This is a genomic window from Stagnihabitans sp. (assembly GCF_964946895.1).
In genome coordinates, this window is record NZ_CBBQHX010000032.1 from 13,243 (window position 1) to 29,044 (window position 15,802).

Here is a 15,802-nt window from a genome sequence, read left to right on the forward strand (position 1 = left end):
AACGAAAAACCCACGATGATCGAGTTTCGTGACGTCCATAAATATTATGGCGATTATCATGCGCTGCGCGGCATCACGGCCACGATCAAATCCGGCGAGTTCTTTTCGCTGCTGGGCCCCTCGGGCTGCGGCAAGACCACCTTGTTGCGCACGATTGCAGGGTTCGAAGGGATATCCTCGGGTGTCGTGCTGATTGACGGCAAGGACGTGGCGGGGATCCCGCCCAACCACCGGCCGACCAACATGGTGTTCCAAAGTTACGCGATCTTCCCGCATCTGACGGTGGAACAGAACGTGGGCTTCGGCCTGCGCAAGGACAGCCGCTCGAAAGAGGCCAAGGCAAAAGCCGTGGGTGAAGCGCTGGAGATGGTCGGCCTTGCCGGCTATGGCAAGCGCGCAGCACATGCCCTGTCGGGGGGGCAACGCCAGCGGGTCGCCTTGGCGCGGGCGCTGATCCTGAAGCCGAAGGTGCTGCTGCTGGATGAACCGCTGTCCGCCCTCGACAAGAAGCTGCGCGAGAACATGCAGGTCGAGCTGATCAAGTTGCAGCGTCAGGTTGGCATCACCTTCATTCTGGTGACGCATGACCAGGAAGAAGCCCTTGTCATGTCAGACCGTATCGCGGTGATGTTCGAAGGTCAGATCGCCCAGCTGGACAGCCCCGAGGCGCTGTACCGTCTGCCCAAGACCCGCGCCGTGGCCAATTTCATCGGCACGATGAATTTCTTGCCCGCCAAGATCCTGGCCGAAGGGGGCGGCAAGGTCGAGGTCGAGGCGCAGGGCTTTGGACGCATCCTGCTGGATGAACAAAAACAGGTGACCGGCACCACCTCTCCGGGTGGCCCCACGGTGGGCTTCCGACCAGAGACGGCCACGATCCTGTTCGAGGGCCAGACTGCGCCCGACCGCGAGACGATGGCCACGGTGGAAGAGGTCGTCTATTACGGCGACATGACCTATTACGACGTCCGACTGGATGGGACGACAGATCCGATCCGCCTGTCGATGCGCAATGTCTTTGGCCGCCCGGTGCTGGACATCGGCACCCGCACCCGCATTGGCTGGAGCCAGGGCGCCTTGGTGATGTTCCGCTAAGCTTGCACTGTAAGGGCATAGTCCTGCGCTGTAAGGTCGTGCGTCTTATGGCGTAAGCTCCAAGCAGGGTGGGGTAGTAACCCCACCCTACGCAAGCGCCCTACGTGTCGCCGGGCAGCAGTCCCAAGCCGCGCAGATAGATTCCGATCCCGGTCTCCAGCAGATCTTCCGGTGTAAAGGGTGACTTCGCGCCGGGATTGCCGCGCATGAACAATTCCACCACGCCATGGCTCATCGCCCAGATATGGGCCGAGAACATCGAGGCCGGCGGCCGCCGCCCCGCCGGCAAATGCTGGCTCAGGCTCTCTGCCGCCTTCTCCAGTACGCCACGCGCCTTTTGCGCCATCAGCGCCAGATCGGGATGGGCGTTGAACGACAGCCCGCTTTCAAACATCGCCATATAATGCCCGGGATACTTACGGGCAAAGGCCAGATAGGCCCGCCCGGTCGCCTCGAACGCCGCCAGCGCCGAGGGTTTGCCGTCGTTGTAGGCGAACTCCATCAGGGCCGCGAAAATGTCATAGCCTTGCCGCGCCACCTCGGCGATCAAGTCATCGCGCCCGGCAAAATGCCGATACACCGCTGCCGGTGTCACCGCCACAGCCTTGGCCGCCTCCGACAGGGTGAACCCTGTCGGCCCCTTTTCCGCAATCAGTTCCAGGGCCGCTTCCACCAGCGCCTGCCGCAGATTGCCATGATGATAGCCCTGCTTCACTTAACGTTTTCGCCTTCCACAAATATCCTCGGGGGGTCTGGGGGGCAGACAGCCCCCCAGCCGGGGCCGCCGCGCGCCCTCCGCCGGTTACATCCCGATCAGCGCCGGTCCGCCGCAGACCTTGGCATCCACCGCGCCAATCAGAGCGGGATCCTTGCCGACATAATCCATCGCGTTCAGCACGGTCTGGATCGCTGCCACCCGCGCCCGCAGCTTGTCATCCGACAGGATCACGGTCCACGGCGCGTAAGAGAAGTGCGAGCGCTGCATCGTCTCGCCAATCGCTGCCGAGTATTCGCGCCACTTGGCCAGCCCGTCGATATCGATCTGGCTCAGCTTCCATTGCTTCATCGGGTCGCCCTCGCGGTCAAGGAAGCGCTTCAGCTGCTCGGCGCGGTCGACCTCCAGCCAGAGCTTGACCAGAATGATCCCCTCATCGGTGATCATCCGTTCATATTCCGGCAGTTGGCGGAAGAATTTTACCCGTTGTTCCGGCGTGCAAAAGCCAAAGACCGGTTCGACAATGGCCCGGTTGTACCAGGACCGGTCGTACAGCGAGATTTCCCCGGTGGCCGGCAACTGGTCGACATAACGCTGGAAGTACCATTGCTGGGCCTCGCGCTCGGTTGGTTTGGCCAGGGCCACGACCTTGGCAACGCGCGGGTTGAGGTTCAGTCGCACCGCCTCGATGGTGCCGCCCTTGCCGGCAGCGTCGCGGCCCTCAAACACGACGATCAGGCGCTTGCCCTTGGCTTTCAGGTCGTAATGCATCCGTACCAGTTGCATCTGCAGATCGACCATCCGCGCTTCGTAATCCTTGCGCTTCATCTCTTCGCGGTAGGGATAGGACTTCGACAGGATCTGATCCTTGGACGCGTCTTCGATCGCCTTGCGCACCTCTTTTGGTGCATCCTTCTTGAAGTAGCGCGTGATGGCGCTGTCGAATGGCAGGTCCATGATCATCCTCCGCTTTGTCCCTTCTTAGGCCGAAGGGGCATCGCAAGTCCATCCGGCGCGGGTTGCGGCGCGACGGATGGCGGCGATCACCGCCTCTGGGTCGCTGTGGTGGGGCATGTGGCCGCTGCCGTCCAGCAAGGTCAGGTGGGCATCCGGCAGCAGGGCCGCGAGGGGTTCGGAGTGGATGCGGGCCGGCACGATCGCATCCTGCGCCCCGTGAACGAGTTCGACAGGCAGGTGCAGGCCGGGGTAGCGCGCCTGCATGGCCATGACATGACCGTATAGTCCGTTGACCTGCAAGACATTTGCCCCCATCGCGCCGCGCGGCATGGCCAGCGCGGCCCCGGTGGCGCGCGCGTAATCCGGGGGCGGCGGATTGGGGGCGAAAAGTCCGGGCATGATCCCATCCAGATAAGCATCGGTTACCAGGGCCGTTGCAAGCGGCACGCCCAGGGCGCGGCCCACCTTTGTGTTGGTCAATTGATACCACCAGTCCAGCTTGCCCGGCCAGGGCAGCGAGGGGGCCGAGACCAGGACCAGCGCCGCAGGCGTCAGGTCGCCCGCCACCTCCAGCCCCCATGCGAGGGCCACGGTGCCACCATAGCTTTGTCCCAGCACAATGGGCCGCCTGATGCCCAGTTGCGCCGCCGCCTTGGCCAGATGCCGGGCCTGTGCGGTCGGGGAAATCCCTGCCATGCCCAGACTGGTCGAATAGCCCAGACCCGGCCGGTCGAACGCCGTCACCCGAAACTCGGACGCAAGGCGCCGCATCAGCGGCTCCAGATCCCGCAATTGGCCAGAGGCGCCGTGGATCAGCACCAGATCCCGCCCCTGACCCATCATCAAGGCGTGGACATGGCCCCCCTCCACCGGCACCAGAACGCCCAGCGGCGGATAGCGGCGGCGGATCGTGGCCTCGCGGGTGCGGATGCGCCAGATCAGCGCCGCGAGGGCCAGAAGTGCCAGAAGGGGAAGGCTAGCTGCCAATCTTGCTCAGGTCGAAATAGGTGGTCTGGTACAGTTCGTTGACCCAGTTGCCGTAGAGCAAGTGGGCATGGCTGCGCCAGCGGTTGAGCGGCTTCTGGGTCGGGTCATTGCCGGGATAGTAGTTCATCGGCACGTTGATCGGCGTGCCATTGGCCACGTCGCGGTCGTATTCCTGCTTCAGCGTTTCGTTGTCGTATTCGAAGTGGTTGAAGATATACAGCGCGCGGTGGGCGGTATCCTCGACCAGACAGGGGCCGGTTTCCGCCGAGCCAAGCAGCGTGCGCAGGCCGGGGGCGGCGTCGATCTCGGCTTGCTTCATCTCTGTCCAGCGCGACACCGGGATCACGCATTCATCCGAAAAGCCCCGCAGATAGGGCGAGGTCGGGGCCAGGTTGTCTTGCGGGAAGCAGCCGAAGGATTTGTGCGGCAGCATGTGCTTCTGGACGCCATGGAAATGGTAGATCATCGCCATGCCACCCCAGCAGACGCCGAAGGTGGAGTGCACATGGGTTTGGGTCCAATCCATCACGCGCTGCAGTTCGCGCCAGTAGGTGACGTCTTCAAACGGCAGGTGTTCGATGGGGGCGCCGGTGATGATCAGGCCGTCGAACTTCTCACCGCTGGCTTCCACGTCGGCGAAGGGGCGGTAGAAAGTTTCCATGTGTTCGGCGGCGGTGTTCTTGGTCTGATGCTCGGTCATGCGGATCAACTGGAAGTCGATCTGCAGGGGCGTGGCCCCGATCAGGCGGGCAAATTGGGTCTCGGTCTGGATCTTCTTGGGCATCAGATTGAGCAGGCCGATCCGCAGGGGCCGGATGTCCTGACTGGCGGCGCGGTCGGGCGACATGACCATGACGCCCTCGGACCGCAGAACGTCAAAGGCGGGCAGATTTTCTGGCAGCGTGATGGGCATCGGTATCCTCGGGGTCTGACGGCAGGTAGGGGTTCAGGCGCGGCGGTCAAGCGCCGTGGCGATCAGCGCATCGAAGTCTGACGGAGATTTGACCTCTGCCACCTCTTCGGCGGTGACGGTCACACCCCAACGGGCCATGGCGGCATAGCGCGGCTGGCGGCTTTCCAACAAACGCGCATAGCCAAAGCGCAGAAAGGCGTCGGGATCGACCGCGTCCGCAGCCTTGCCCTCAAGGGCCAGAAACTCGCCCCAGACCTGCATCAGGAACTCGGGGCGGTAATACATCGGTTTGGGTGCGCGCGCGAAGCGGCGGCACAACTCTTCGCGGTGGGCTTCCGATCCTTTGATCCAGACCAGAAGCAGATGGTCGGCGATCTCGCGCATGACGGGATCGGCGGGGTTTTCGGCCTCGACCACCTCGCAGATGGATCCCGAGGTGTCGCAGATGAAATTGTCGTAGCCGTAGATGTCCTTGGCGCGTGCGATGAAGCGGGTGGTGTCCAGCATGGCGGCCACCTCGGCCTGCGCGTGCTGACCTTGCCGGCGCTGGTATTCGGCAAAGGGCAGACCGCCCTTGTCCGCCGCCCCCGGCTTGCCAAGGTAGGTCGACAGCGGCGCCAGATTGTCGAAGGTGATGTTGGAGGCGATGTAGACCGAATCCGACATCAGAAGCTCGCGCAAGAGCGGAACCTTCATCGCCTCGCGCTTGAAGTTGTCGGCAATGTATTCGCCCATGTAGCGCGTGCCGATCCGGTAATCGACCGAGTAGTGAAACCAGCCCGCCCCGCGCACCAGGTTGGAGAGCGTGGTCTTGCCAAGGCCCGACATGCCAAAGAGCAACACCTGCTTGCGCCGAGCAGAGAGGTAGTCTTGCGCAGTGGGATAGATCATCAGCGTCTGGTCCTGTTGCCGGCAGCCGGGGGTTTCACACCCCCGGACCCCCGTGGGATATTTTTGCCTGAATGAAGGCCATGGGTCGCGAGGGGTTTAGCCCGGCGCGCGCAGGGATTCACGCGGAAAATTTGTGGGCCAGCCAGCGAAGCGGGCGACCGTCGAGGAGGAGCATGCCGAGGGTCAGAAGGGCCAGACCGGCGAAGGCCTGCGGCGGCAGCGCCTCGCCGAACAGGAGGGCGCCAAGGAGGACGGCGACCGGGGCGATCAGCAGGGTCACCAGCCCGATATTGCCCGCGCCCGCCTGCTGCAGGATCGTGTAGAACAGCCGGTAGGCGAAGGCCGAGGCCACGATGGCAAGGTAAAGCAGGGCGGCGAGGGTCTTGGGCTCTGGCAGCGGCGGCACGCCGTTCAGGAAGAGGGAGGTGGGCAGCATGATCAGGGCCGAGGCGGTCAGCATGGCGGCGGCGCCGACCTCTGGCCGGATGCCTTTGAGGGCGCTGCGGCCATAGGCGCCCGACCCGGCATAGGACAGGCCCGCGCCAAGGATGGCCAGTTGGCCAAGCGAGGTCAGGTCCAGATGGGCCAGCGCCTGCGGGCCGATCACCACCGCCACCCCGGCAAGTCCCGCGAGCACCCCGGTCAGGCGGGCAAGGCCAAGGCGTTCATCGGGGAAGACGCAGGCTGCGACCAGCACGGAAAAGAGCGCTGTCGAGGCGTTCAGGATGCCGGCAAGGCCGGAGGCGATATGGGTCTGACCCCAGACGATCAGGCTGAAGGGCACGACATTGTTGAACATGCCCAGCACCAGTGCATCGCGGGCAAAGCGCCAGCCCTTGGGCACCGCCAGGTCCGTGGCCCAGATATAGGTCCAAAGCACCGCCGCCGCCCCGCTGACCCGGAAAGCGACGACCGTGGCGACCGGCATCTGCGCCAATGCAGCGTGATTGGCGGTGAAGGATCCGCCCCAGATCAGGGCGAGAAGAAGAAGCAGGCCCCAGCTTTTGAGGCTGATGCGGCGTTGGGGGATGGCTGTGGTCATGTGCGTCCTGTGCGCGATCCGGCAGATCTGGTCCACCCGGAACCTGCGCTATGCGATGGCTTTTTGCGGCGCGAACTGGGCGCGGATGTTGAGAAGGATGCCGGCGAAGATCACCGCTCCGCCCATCAGGACGAAGGGATCGAATGGCTCGGCGAAAAAGAACGCGCCGACGACCGCGATGAAGGGCAGGCGCAGGAAGTCGATCGGGACGACAAAGCCCGCCGGGGCGAGGGCGAGGGCGGAGGTCAGGCTCAGGTGGGCCACGACGCCGCAGACGCCGATCAGGGCGAGCCATGGCAGGGTTTGCGCCGTGGGCCATGTGATATGGCCATCATAGCCCGCCCCGATCAGGCCAAACCAGAACTGCATGAAGGTCAGCCAGAACAGGATGCCGATCACCGGGATGCCCCGCGTCAGGCGCTTGGTCATGATCGAGACGGCGGCAAAGCAGACCGCCGCGCCCGCGCCCGCAGCCACGCCAAGGTTGAGGGAGGCCATGCCGGGCCGGGTGACGATCAGAATGCCGGCAAAGCCCAGGGCTGCGGCGCCAAGCCGTTGCGGGGTCAGGCGTTCCGCCAAAAGCACGGGTGACAGCAGGATCACCCAGATCGGCGAGGTGAACTCCAGGGCGAAGACCTGGGCCAGGGGGATCATCGTCAGGGCGATGAACCACAGGTTCTGGCCGGTGAAATGCACGATGTTGCGCAGGAAATGCCCGGGCAGGCGTTGGGTCGTGACCTCGTGCAGCCGTCCGGTGGCAAGACCCACCGCCACCACCAGCACAAAGCCGAAGGCCGATCGCACCATCAGCACTTCGAAGCTGTCGTGGACATGGCTGACGTTGCGCCCGGCGATGGCGATCAGGGAAAACGAGACGACCGAGCCCATCATCCAGCCAGCGGCCTTCCAGAGATTGCGGTCAGACATGGGGCGCGTCAGTCATGGTGCGTGCCGTCCAGCCGGTCTGCCTTGCGCAGGGCGGGGAACATCCAGGCCCAGCTGCCGGTGACAAGGATGGTCCCAATGCCACCGAATGCCGCAGCCATCACCGGGCCGATGAAGCGCGACAGGACGCCGCTTTCGAACTCGCCCAACTCATTGGAGCCCGAGATGAACATCCCCGACACAGCCGAGACGCGGCCACGCATGTGGTCCGGGGTGACGATCTGGATCAAGGTCTGGCGAACGTTGACCGAGATCATGTCCCCCGCGCCCAGCACCGCCAGCGCCACAAGCGACAGCGGCATCGAGCGGGAATAGGCGAAGACGATGGTGGCAAGGCCGAAGGCAAATACGCCGCAGAACATCTTCACGCCGGCCGCCCGCTTGATCGGGAACAGCGTGAGATAGCCGGACATCGCCAGTCCCCCAACCGCAGGCCCCATGCGCAACAGCGCATTGCCCATCGGGCCGACGTTCAGGATATCGGTGGCGAAAGCCGGTAAAAGCGCTGTGGCACCGCCCAACAGGACGGCGAAGAGGTCCAGCGAGATGGCGCCGAAGACAACCTTGTTTTCCCAGACATACACCAGCCCCTCGCGCACGAGGGTGAGGGGATGGCCCTCTTGCCGCTCGGGCGTGGTGTTGGCCTTGATCGACGACACCATCAAGACGCCCAGCACATAGGTCAGCGCCGTCACCCCGTAGGCCGTGGCAATCGACGAGGCGATCAGCACGCCGCCGATGAAGGGGCCGACGATGACGGCGGTCATCCAGACCGTGGTCGAGAAGGAAATCGCCTTGGGCATGTCGGTGCGCGACACCAGCATCGGCACCAAGGCAGAGGCTGCGGGCGACAGGAAGGCGCGGGCGGCACCGAACAGGGCGGCGATCAGGAAGATGTGCCACAACTGCGGCGCGTCCTGCAGCGAGATCAGGGTCAGGGCCACCACGCCAATCCCCTCGGCCAAGAGCGCCCAGAGCACGATGGCCTTGCGGCTGACCCGGTCAGCCAGCGTGCCGGCAAACAGTGTCAGGGCGAACATCGGCACGAATTGGCACAGGCCCACCATCCCCACCATGAAGGCACTTTCCTCGATCGACTGGGTCAGGCGGGCGATGTGATAGACTTGCCAGGCGATGGTGATCGCCTCGATCTGCGCGCCGAACTGGATCGGGATCATCCCGATGAAATAACGCAGATAGTTCGGATGACGGGTCAGGAATTGAAGGGGACTATCGGCCATGGTGCACCTGCGCGGTTTCGCCGCGACCTTTGCCGATCTGGCGGACAGGCCGCAAGGGGCAAATGGCACGCGTCGGGCGACATGGTCCGCGCGGCGGTCTTGCGCAGACCATGGTCTGGCCGGATCACCGTGGCGTGGCAGGTCGCAAGGCCCAGACAACCGGGCCGCGTCTTGCGTTTGCTCCTTGGCAAATACTCTCGGGGGCTCGGGGGCAGACAGCCCCCGCCGTCGGCCAAGGGGGACCGGGTGGGTCTGGATCGGACGGGCAATCTGCCCCGGCCGTGCCCCGCGTCAAAGCGCGCGGCCATCGGGGTATTCTGCCGGGCCCTTGATTTCCAGTTTGTTGCCGAAAGGGTCGCGGATGTAGAAGGAATGCCCCATGCCACGGGCGCCGCCATGGGTGGCTTCGCGCTCGATCGTCACACCATGGGCTGCAAGGTGGGCGCGCATTGCCTGCGGTGCGAAGGGCGAGGTGGCGATGCAGACGTGATCGACGTTGCGGCCTCCGGCCACGGGCGGGATGGCCGAGGCCGCGCCGGGATGGGTGGTGTCCCACAGCACGATCAGCGCTGATCCGCACCAGACCTGCTCCATGCCAAGGGCCGGATAGGTGTAGCCGGGCACCGAACCCAGCACCTGAGCATAAAAGCGCATCGCCTTGGCCATGTCGTCGACCAGAAACACCACATGGTCGATGCCGACCAGCGTGAAGGGTGGCCGTGATGTCTCAAGTCCTGTCATCATGGCCTCCCAGCCCCGGAATGCTGCTTTTCAAGGGCGGGGCCGCATGCTAGAGGCCCCCGCATCCCTTCCGGCGCCGGACCATCGTTCTGCGCCCTGCCTCATGGAGTCAAGACATGGCCATCGAACGCACGCTTTCCATCATCAAGCCCGACGCCACCAAGCGCAACCTGACCGGCAAGATCGTTGCCAAGTTCGAGGATGCCGGCCTGCGCGTCGTCGCCTCCAAGCGCATCCGCCTGTCGACCGAAACCGCCGGCGCCTTCTATGCCGAACATGCTGGCCGCGGCTTCTATGGTGAACTGGTGGCCTACATGGCGTCCGAGCCGGTCGTCGTTCAAGTGCTGGAAGGCGAAGGCGCCATCCTGAAGAACCGCGAAGTCATGGGCGCCACCGACCCGGCCGCCGCTGCTGAAGGCACGATCCGCAAGGACTTCGCACTGTCCAAGGGCGAAAACTCGGTCCACGGCTCGGATTCCGAAGCCTCGGCCGCGCGCGAGATCGCTTTCTTCTTCTCGGGCCTTGAACTGGTCGGCTGATCTCTGCTGCCTTGACATTGCAAGACCCGCAGCCAGACCGGTTGCGGGTCTTTTTTCATTCAGCGCCGTGGAGCGCTGACGACGCCGAAGAAGCTCAACTCCCGTTCGATGGCGTGCGACAGGGTGCCCGGGGTCGGGGCCTGCGCAGCGGCTTCAGCCTTCACCGCATCGAACCTGGCGCGCAGGGCCTTTTTCTCTTCACCCTTGCAGTCATTCCACGGGCGGCCTTGCAGGGCCATGACCAGAACATAGTAGCCGATGAAATGCGGTGGCAGGCCGGCGCGCAGCCAGCGGCGATAGGCTTCGTCCGCGCCCATCGCGCGCAGTTCTTCCGCCGTGGTGATGCCGGCCTTGGCGAAGCTCGCCTCGGTCGCCGGGCCCAGATTGCGGATGGTGGAAATGGCAGACATGTGACGGCCCTGAAATGACAAGGGGCCAGCCTAGCGGCTGACCCCCTGTGTTGCCAAGTGGCCGATCGTTGATCAGATCGCCGCCCAGTCACGGATGACGGGCTTGGGCGCGGGGGCGCCAGCGGTCTGTTGCGCAGAGGTGCCGGTCTGGCCCTGTTGTTGCGATTGCGGCTGCGGGGCGCTGCCGTGTTGCTGTGTCGTGGACATGTGCTGCTCCATCGTCCGGTTGCGGCGTTCTGCCGTTCTGAAAGGATCATCCGGTTCTGGGGCCTGATCAGGTCGAAACCGTGGCATGATGCGGTCATTTAGGTGTCTCAGGCCTTGATTGCAACGGCTTTTCGCCGTCTCGGGCCGGGTGGGGCTTCACGTCTGCGCGACGGCAAACCCCACCGCCGCCTGAACCGTCCTGCCTTTTCCCTTTCGGATAGGGGCGTTGCTGCCCCTTGGCAGCGGCGGGCACGATCGGCGGGGTGGCTCGGGCTTGGAGGAATAAGCCGCCGCGTCAAGGCTTTGCTTCTCAAACCGCTTTGAAAAAGCAACGCTGCTGGAATTCTGTGCAAATAGGGAAGACTTTCTCAAATGTTTGCGGTAACAGAAAAAGCGGTTTGAATGGGTGGAATCATCCGTTCTGATCATTTGCGTGCCTTGACGGGGCTGCAGGGCAGGGTAGGCTTGACGCTGATAGATGTTAACGCGGTGGACAAGACAGTGAACGATCTGAGCCTTACCCCGAAGAGCCTGCGCACCGATGTGCTGCGGCATCTGACCTCGACCCTTGGCAAGGACGCCCCGAACGCCTCGGCCTTTGACTGGCGCATGGCGCTGTCTTTCGCCATACGCGAACGCATTGTGGAGCCGTGGTTCGCCTCGACCCGCAGGACCTGGGGCGAAGACCGCAAGCGGGTCTATTACCTGTCGATGGAATTCCTGATCGGGCGTCTTCTGGAAGATGCCTGCGTCAACCTTGGCCTGCGCGAAACAGCCGTCGAGGTGATGGCGGGCTTTGGGCAGGATTTCCGCACGCTGGTGGAAGACGAGCCGGATGCCGCCCTTGGCAACGGTGGTCTGGGCCGTCTGGCGGCCTGTTTCATTGAATCGATGGCCACGGTCGGATGTCCGGCTTACGGCTATGGCATCCGCTACGAACACGGGTTGTTCCGCCAGCGCTTCGTCAACGGTCAACAGGCCGAGGCGCCGGAAGACTGGCTGATCCACCGCAACGCCTGGGAGTTTGATCGGGCCGAAAGCCTGTACACCGTGCCCTTCAAGGGCAATGTCGAAACCCGCGACGGCAAGGAAATCTGGCATCCGGGCGAAACTGTCTATGCCAGCGCCTATGACACACCGGTGATCGGCTGGCAGGGCAAATGGGCAAACACCTTGCGTCTGTGGTCGGCCCGCCCGACGACGCAATTCGATCTGGAGCGTTTCAACCGGGGCGACTACACGGCGGCGGCGGAACCCGAGGCTTTGGCGCGCACGCTGTCGCGGGTTCTTTATCCCGACGACACCACCTATGCCGGCAAGGAACTGCGCCTGAAGCAGGAGTTCTTCCTGACCTCCGCCGCCTTGCAAGACATCCTGCGCCGCTATCTGTACAATCACACCGATCTGAAGGCTCTGCCGAAGTTCGTGGCGATCCAGATGAACGACACCCACCCGGCCATTGCCGGCCCCGAGTTGGTGCGTCTGCTGACCGATGAACACCACATGGCCTTCGATGACGCGGTGGAAACCGCGCAGGGTTGCCTTGGCTACACCAACCACACGCTTTTGCCCGAAGCGCTGGAGCGGTGGGCGACCTACACGTTCGGCAACGTCCTGCCGCGTCACATGCAAATCGTGGAACGCATCGACGCCTGGCACCGCAACGCCTACCCCTCGCGCCCGCATTATGTTGGCATCGTCAAGCACCATGAAGTGCGGATGGGCGAACTGGCCTTCATCATGGCGCATAAGGTCAACGGGGTTTCGGCCCTGCACTCGGACCTCGTGAAGTCCTCGCTGTTCCCGGAACTGAACAAGCTGCACCCCGAACGCATCATCAACCAGACCAATGGCGTCACACCGCGCCGCTGGCTGAAGATGTGCAACCAACCGCTGTCAGGCCTGATCACCCGCACGATCGGCGAGGGTTGGGAAGACAATCTGGACCGCCTGAAGGAACTGGAGCCGCATGTCGAAACGTCGTCGTTTCGCGCCGATTTCGATGCGGCCAAGCGGGCCAACAAGGTGGCCCTGTCCGGATGGATCAAGTCGGAATGTGGCATCACGGTCAATCCTGATGCCCTGTTCGACGTGCAGATCAAGCGCATTCACGAATACAAGCGCCAACTTCTGAACATCCTGCAAACCGTCGCCCACTGGAACCGCCTGCGCGAGAATCCCGGCGGCAACCATGTGCCGCGTGTGAAGGTCTTCGGCGGCAAGTCGGCGCCCGGCTATGCTGTGGCAAAGGAAATCATTCATCTGATCAATGACGTGGCGGCCACCATCAACGCGGATCCGGTTACGGGCGATCTGTTGAAGATCGTCTATCCGCCGAATTACAACGTGTCGATGGCCGAACATCTGGTCCCGGCAGCAGATCTGTCCGAACAGATCTCGACCGCGGGGAAAGAGGCGTCGGGCACTGGCAACATGAAGTTCATGATCAACGGCGCGCCCACAATCGGCACGCTGGATGGGGCCAACGTCGAAATCCTGCAAGAGGTCGGGGCCGAGAACTTCTTCCTGTTCGGCATGACCACGGACGAGGCCAACAAGCGGCGCGAGGATCCTGAACAGTCCCGCAAGGCAATCGAGGCCAGCCCGATGCTGCAGATCGTCTTGCAGCAAATTGCCGAAGGCCGCTTCTCGCCGGGGCAGACCGACCGTTACCACGGCCTTGTCAATCGCGTTTGGCATCACGATTATTTCCTCGTGGCGGCGGATTTCGATGCCTATGATGCGGCTCAGGGCGAGGTTGACAAGGCGTTTGCCAATCGCGACCGTTGGGTCAAGATGGCGGCCTTGAACACCGCGCGTTCGGGCTTCTTCTCTTCGGATCGCACGATCCGCAATTACATGCGCGACATCTGGGCCATTCCGTCCGCCTTGTGACGCAGGCCCTTTGACGAAAGGACGCTTCATGACGACCCTCTCCATCGACTCTGGTGCTGCACAGGCGATCGTAGAGGGGCGTCATGGCGACCCCTTTGCCGTTCTGGGACCCCATCCCAAGGGCAAGGACTGGGTGGTGACCGTCTTTGTGCCGGGGGCCGCCAAATTGCTGCTGGTGCCCGCCGGCAAAGGCGCCAAGCCAATCGAGGCGGTGGAGGTGGCGGGGTTTCCCGGCCTTTATCAGGCGCTTTTGACCAAGCGGGTCGATTACCGGTTCCGGGCCACGTCGGAAGGGGCAGAGTGGGAGTTCGAGGACGCCTATCGCTTCGGCCCCGTGCTGGGAGAGTTGGACGAATACCTTTTGGGCGAAGGCACGCACCGCCGGATGTGGAAGGTCCTTGGCGCGCATCTGATCCACCATGAAGGCGTCGATGGCGTTCATTTCGCCGTCTGGGCGCCCAATGCGCAGCGTGTCTCGGTGGTGGGCGATTTCAACATCTGGGATGGCAGGCGCAACCCGATGCGGCGGCGCGGGGCGACCGGCGTGTGGGAAATCTTCATTCCCGGCCTGAAGGATGGCGCCAGCTACAAGTACGAAATCCGCACGCCCGATGGCACGATCCTGCCCTTGAAGGCAGATCCGGTGGGCTTTGGGTCAGAGCATCCGCCGGCCAATGCCAGCGTGGTGCGCGACATCTCTCCGATCAAATGGGACGATGGCAAATGGATGACCAAGCGTCAGGCCTTGCAGAACATCGAAAGCCCGATCTCGGTCTATGAGGTGCATCTGGGGTCGTGGAAGCGTGCGCCGGGCAACCGGATGCTGTCTTATCTGGAAATGTCCGAACAGTTGGTCGATTACGTGGCCGACATGGGCTTCACGCACATCGAGATGCTGCCCGTGTCGGAATATCCGTTTGACGGATCATGGGGCTATCAGCCCGTCGGCATGTTCGCCCCCACCATCCGCCACGGCACGCCGCAGGAATTCCGTGCGCTGATCGAAGCCGCGCACAACAAGGGGCTGGGGGTCTTGATCGACTGGGTGCCGGGCCACTTCCCGACCGACGCGCATGGCCTTGGCCAGTTCGATGGCACAGCGCTTTATGAACATCAGGACCCGCGCGAAGGGTTCCATCAGGACTGGAACACCCTGATCTACAACTATGGCCGGATCGAGGTGTCGAACTACCTGATCTCCAACGCCTTGTATTGGCTGGAGGAATACCACATCGACGGGTTGCGCGTCGATGCCGTGGCCTCGATGCTGTACCGCGATTACAGCCGTCAGGAAGGCCAGTGGGTGCCCAACAAGGACGGCGGGCGCGAGAATTACGAGGCGATTTCCGTGCTGCAGCGCACCAACGTCATTGCCTATGGCGAGGTGCCGGGGATCATGACGGTGGCCGAGGAAAGCACCGCCTTCCCGGGCGTGTCGCGTCCGGTGGATGGCGGTGGCTTGGGCTTTGGGTTCAAGTGGAACATGGGCTGGATGAATGACACCCTGTCCTACATGCAGAAAGACCCGATCTACCGGAAGTATCACCACCATCAAATGACCTTCGGGCTGGTCTATGCGTGGAGCGAAAATTACATCCTGCCGATCAGCCATGACGAGGTTGTGCATGGCAAGGGCAGCATGCTGTCCAAGATGCCGGGGCAGGGTGCCGAGAAATTCGCCAACCTGCGGGCTTACTATGGCTTCATGTGGGGCCATCCGGGCAAGAAGCTTCTGTTCATGGGCCAGGAGTTCGCCCAAGGGGCGGAGTGGAACCACAAGCAAAGCCTTGACTGGCATCAGCTTGAAATTCCTGAACATCTGGGCGTGCAGTCCCTCGTGCGCGATCTGAACCGGGTCTACCGCGACAACGCGGCCTTGCATGTCAACGACACGCGGGCCGAGGGTTTCCAGTGGATCGACGGCAACGATGCCGAAGGCTCGACCTATTCCTGGGTGCGCAAAGGCAAGGCGGGGGATGCGGCGGTCGTGGTCGTTTGCAACATGACCCCGGTGGAGCGCCGGATGCGGCTTGGTCTGCCATTTGCCGGCCAATGGACCGAAATCCTGAACACCGACGCCGCCATCTACGGCGGTGCCAATCGTGGCAACATGGGTGGGCTGACCGCCGAGGCCGAGCCGTGGAACGGCATGGCGCAATCCGCCATGGTCACCGTGCCGCCGCTTTCGACGCTTTATTTCCGGCAAGACTGAATTCAATGCGGC

The 15,802-nt window shown here is 63.2% G+C and carries 15 protein-coding genes; 4 read left to right on the top strand and 11 right to left on the bottom strand.

Annotated elements, in window-relative coordinates; all coding sequences use genetic code 11:
• The first annotated feature begins 15 nt into the window (after positions 1 to 15).
• Entirely contained in the window at positions 16 to 1,095 is a 1,080-nt protein-coding gene (locus AC1Y2B_RS17600) for an ABC transporter ATP-binding protein (RefSeq protein WP_482254461.1), read from the top strand.
• 100 nt (positions 1,096 to 1,195) lie between these two features.
• On the opposite strand, the gene AC1Y2B_RS17605 is transcribed toward AC1Y2B_RS17600, so the two are convergent.
• The 9 genes from AC1Y2B_RS17605 to AC1Y2B_RS17645 form a co-directional block, all read right to left on the bottom strand.
• Positions 1,196 to 1,810, bottom strand: a complete 615-nt coding sequence (locus tag AC1Y2B_RS17605) for a TetR/AcrR family transcriptional regulator (protein WP_482254423.1) — start codon at positions 1,808 to 1,810, stop codon at positions 1,196 to 1,198.
• 87 nt (positions 1,811 to 1,897) lie between these two features.
• Positions 1,898 to 2,767 (bottom strand): polyphosphate kinase 2, encoded by an 870-nt coding sequence (gene ppk2, locus AC1Y2B_RS17610; protein ID WP_482254424.1) that lies wholly within the window; start codon positions 2,765 to 2,767, stop codon positions 1,898 to 1,900.
• Positions 2,768 to 2,791: 24 nt separating this feature from the next.
• Positions 2,792 to 3,754, bottom strand: a complete 963-nt coding sequence (locus AC1Y2B_RS17615; protein WP_482254425.1) for an alpha/beta fold hydrolase — start codon at positions 3,752 to 3,754, stop codon at positions 2,792 to 2,794.
• On the bottom strand, positions 3,744 to 4,667 hold the full coding sequence (gene metA / locus AC1Y2B_RS17620; protein ID WP_482254426.1) for a homoserine O-acetyltransferase MetA: 924 nt from the start codon (positions 4,665 to 4,667) through the stop codon (positions 3,744 to 3,746). Before metA ends, AC1Y2B_RS17615 begins: the two co-directional genes overlap by 11 nt.
• Positions 4,668 to 4,700: 33 nt before the next feature.
• Positions 4,701 to 5,558: an ATPase gene (locus AC1Y2B_RS17625; protein ID WP_482254427.1), complete on the bottom strand. Its 858-nt coding sequence runs from the start codon at positions 5,556 to 5,558 to the stop codon at positions 4,701 to 4,703.
• 118 nt (positions 5,559 to 5,676) lie between these two features.
• The gene (locus tag AC1Y2B_RS17630; RefSeq protein ID WP_482254428.1) at positions 5,677 to 6,600 is read right to left on the bottom strand and encodes a DMT family transporter; all 924 of its coding nucleotides are present in this window, start codon (positions 6,598 to 6,600) and stop codon (positions 5,677 to 5,679) included.
• A gap of 48 nt (positions 6,601 to 6,648) precedes the next feature.
• Entirely contained in the window at positions 6,649 to 7,527 is an 879-nt protein-coding gene (locus tag AC1Y2B_RS17635) for a DMT family transporter (RefSeq protein WP_482254429.1), read from the bottom strand.
• 8 nt (positions 7,528 to 7,535) lie between these two features.
• Positions 7,536 to 8,786, bottom strand: coding sequence for an MFS transporter (locus tag AC1Y2B_RS17640; RefSeq protein WP_482254430.1), 1,251 nt, complete (start codon positions 8,784 to 8,786; stop codon positions 7,536 to 7,538).
• Positions 8,787 to 9,077: 291 nt separating this feature from the next.
• Entirely contained in the window at positions 9,078 to 9,527 is a 450-nt protein-coding gene (locus AC1Y2B_RS17645; RefSeq protein WP_482254431.1) for a VOC family protein, read from the bottom strand.
• 116 nt (positions 9,528 to 9,643) lie between these two features.
• Between AC1Y2B_RS17645 and ndk the strand changes: the two genes are divergently transcribed.
• Entirely contained in the window at positions 9,644 to 10,066 is a 423-nt protein-coding gene (gene ndk, locus AC1Y2B_RS17650) for a nucleoside-diphosphate kinase (protein ID WP_482254432.1), read from the top strand.
• Positions 10,067 to 10,125: 59 nt separating this feature from the next.
• On the opposite strand, the gene AC1Y2B_RS17655 is transcribed toward ndk, so the two are convergent.
• Together AC1Y2B_RS17655 and AC1Y2B_RS17660 are read right to left on the bottom strand one after the other, a co-directional pair.
• Entirely contained in the window at positions 10,126 to 10,476 is a 351-nt protein-coding gene (locus AC1Y2B_RS17655) for a TfoX/Sxy family protein (protein WP_482254433.1), read from the bottom strand.
• 72 nt (positions 10,477 to 10,548) lie between these two features.
• Positions 10,549 to 10,683, bottom strand: coding sequence for a hypothetical protein (locus AC1Y2B_RS17660; RefSeq protein WP_482254434.1), 135 nt, complete (start codon positions 10,681 to 10,683; stop codon positions 10,549 to 10,551).
• Between the two features lie 501 nt (positions 10,684 to 11,184).
• Here AC1Y2B_RS17660 and AC1Y2B_RS17665 point away from each other — a divergent pair.
• Together AC1Y2B_RS17665 and glgB are read left to right on the top strand one after the other, a co-directional pair.
• Positions 11,185 to 13,578 (top strand): glycogen/starch/alpha-glucan phosphorylase, encoded by a 2,394-nt coding sequence (locus AC1Y2B_RS17665; protein WP_482254462.1) that lies wholly within the window; start codon positions 11,185 to 11,187, stop codon positions 13,576 to 13,578.
• A 28-nt stretch (positions 13,579 to 13,606) separates the two neighbouring features.
• Positions 13,607 to 15,790, top strand: a complete 2,184-nt coding sequence (glgB, locus tag AC1Y2B_RS17670) for a 1,4-alpha-glucan branching protein GlgB (protein WP_482254435.1) — start codon at positions 13,607 to 13,609, stop codon at positions 15,788 to 15,790.
• Positions 15,791 to 15,802: the final 12 nt, after the last annotated feature.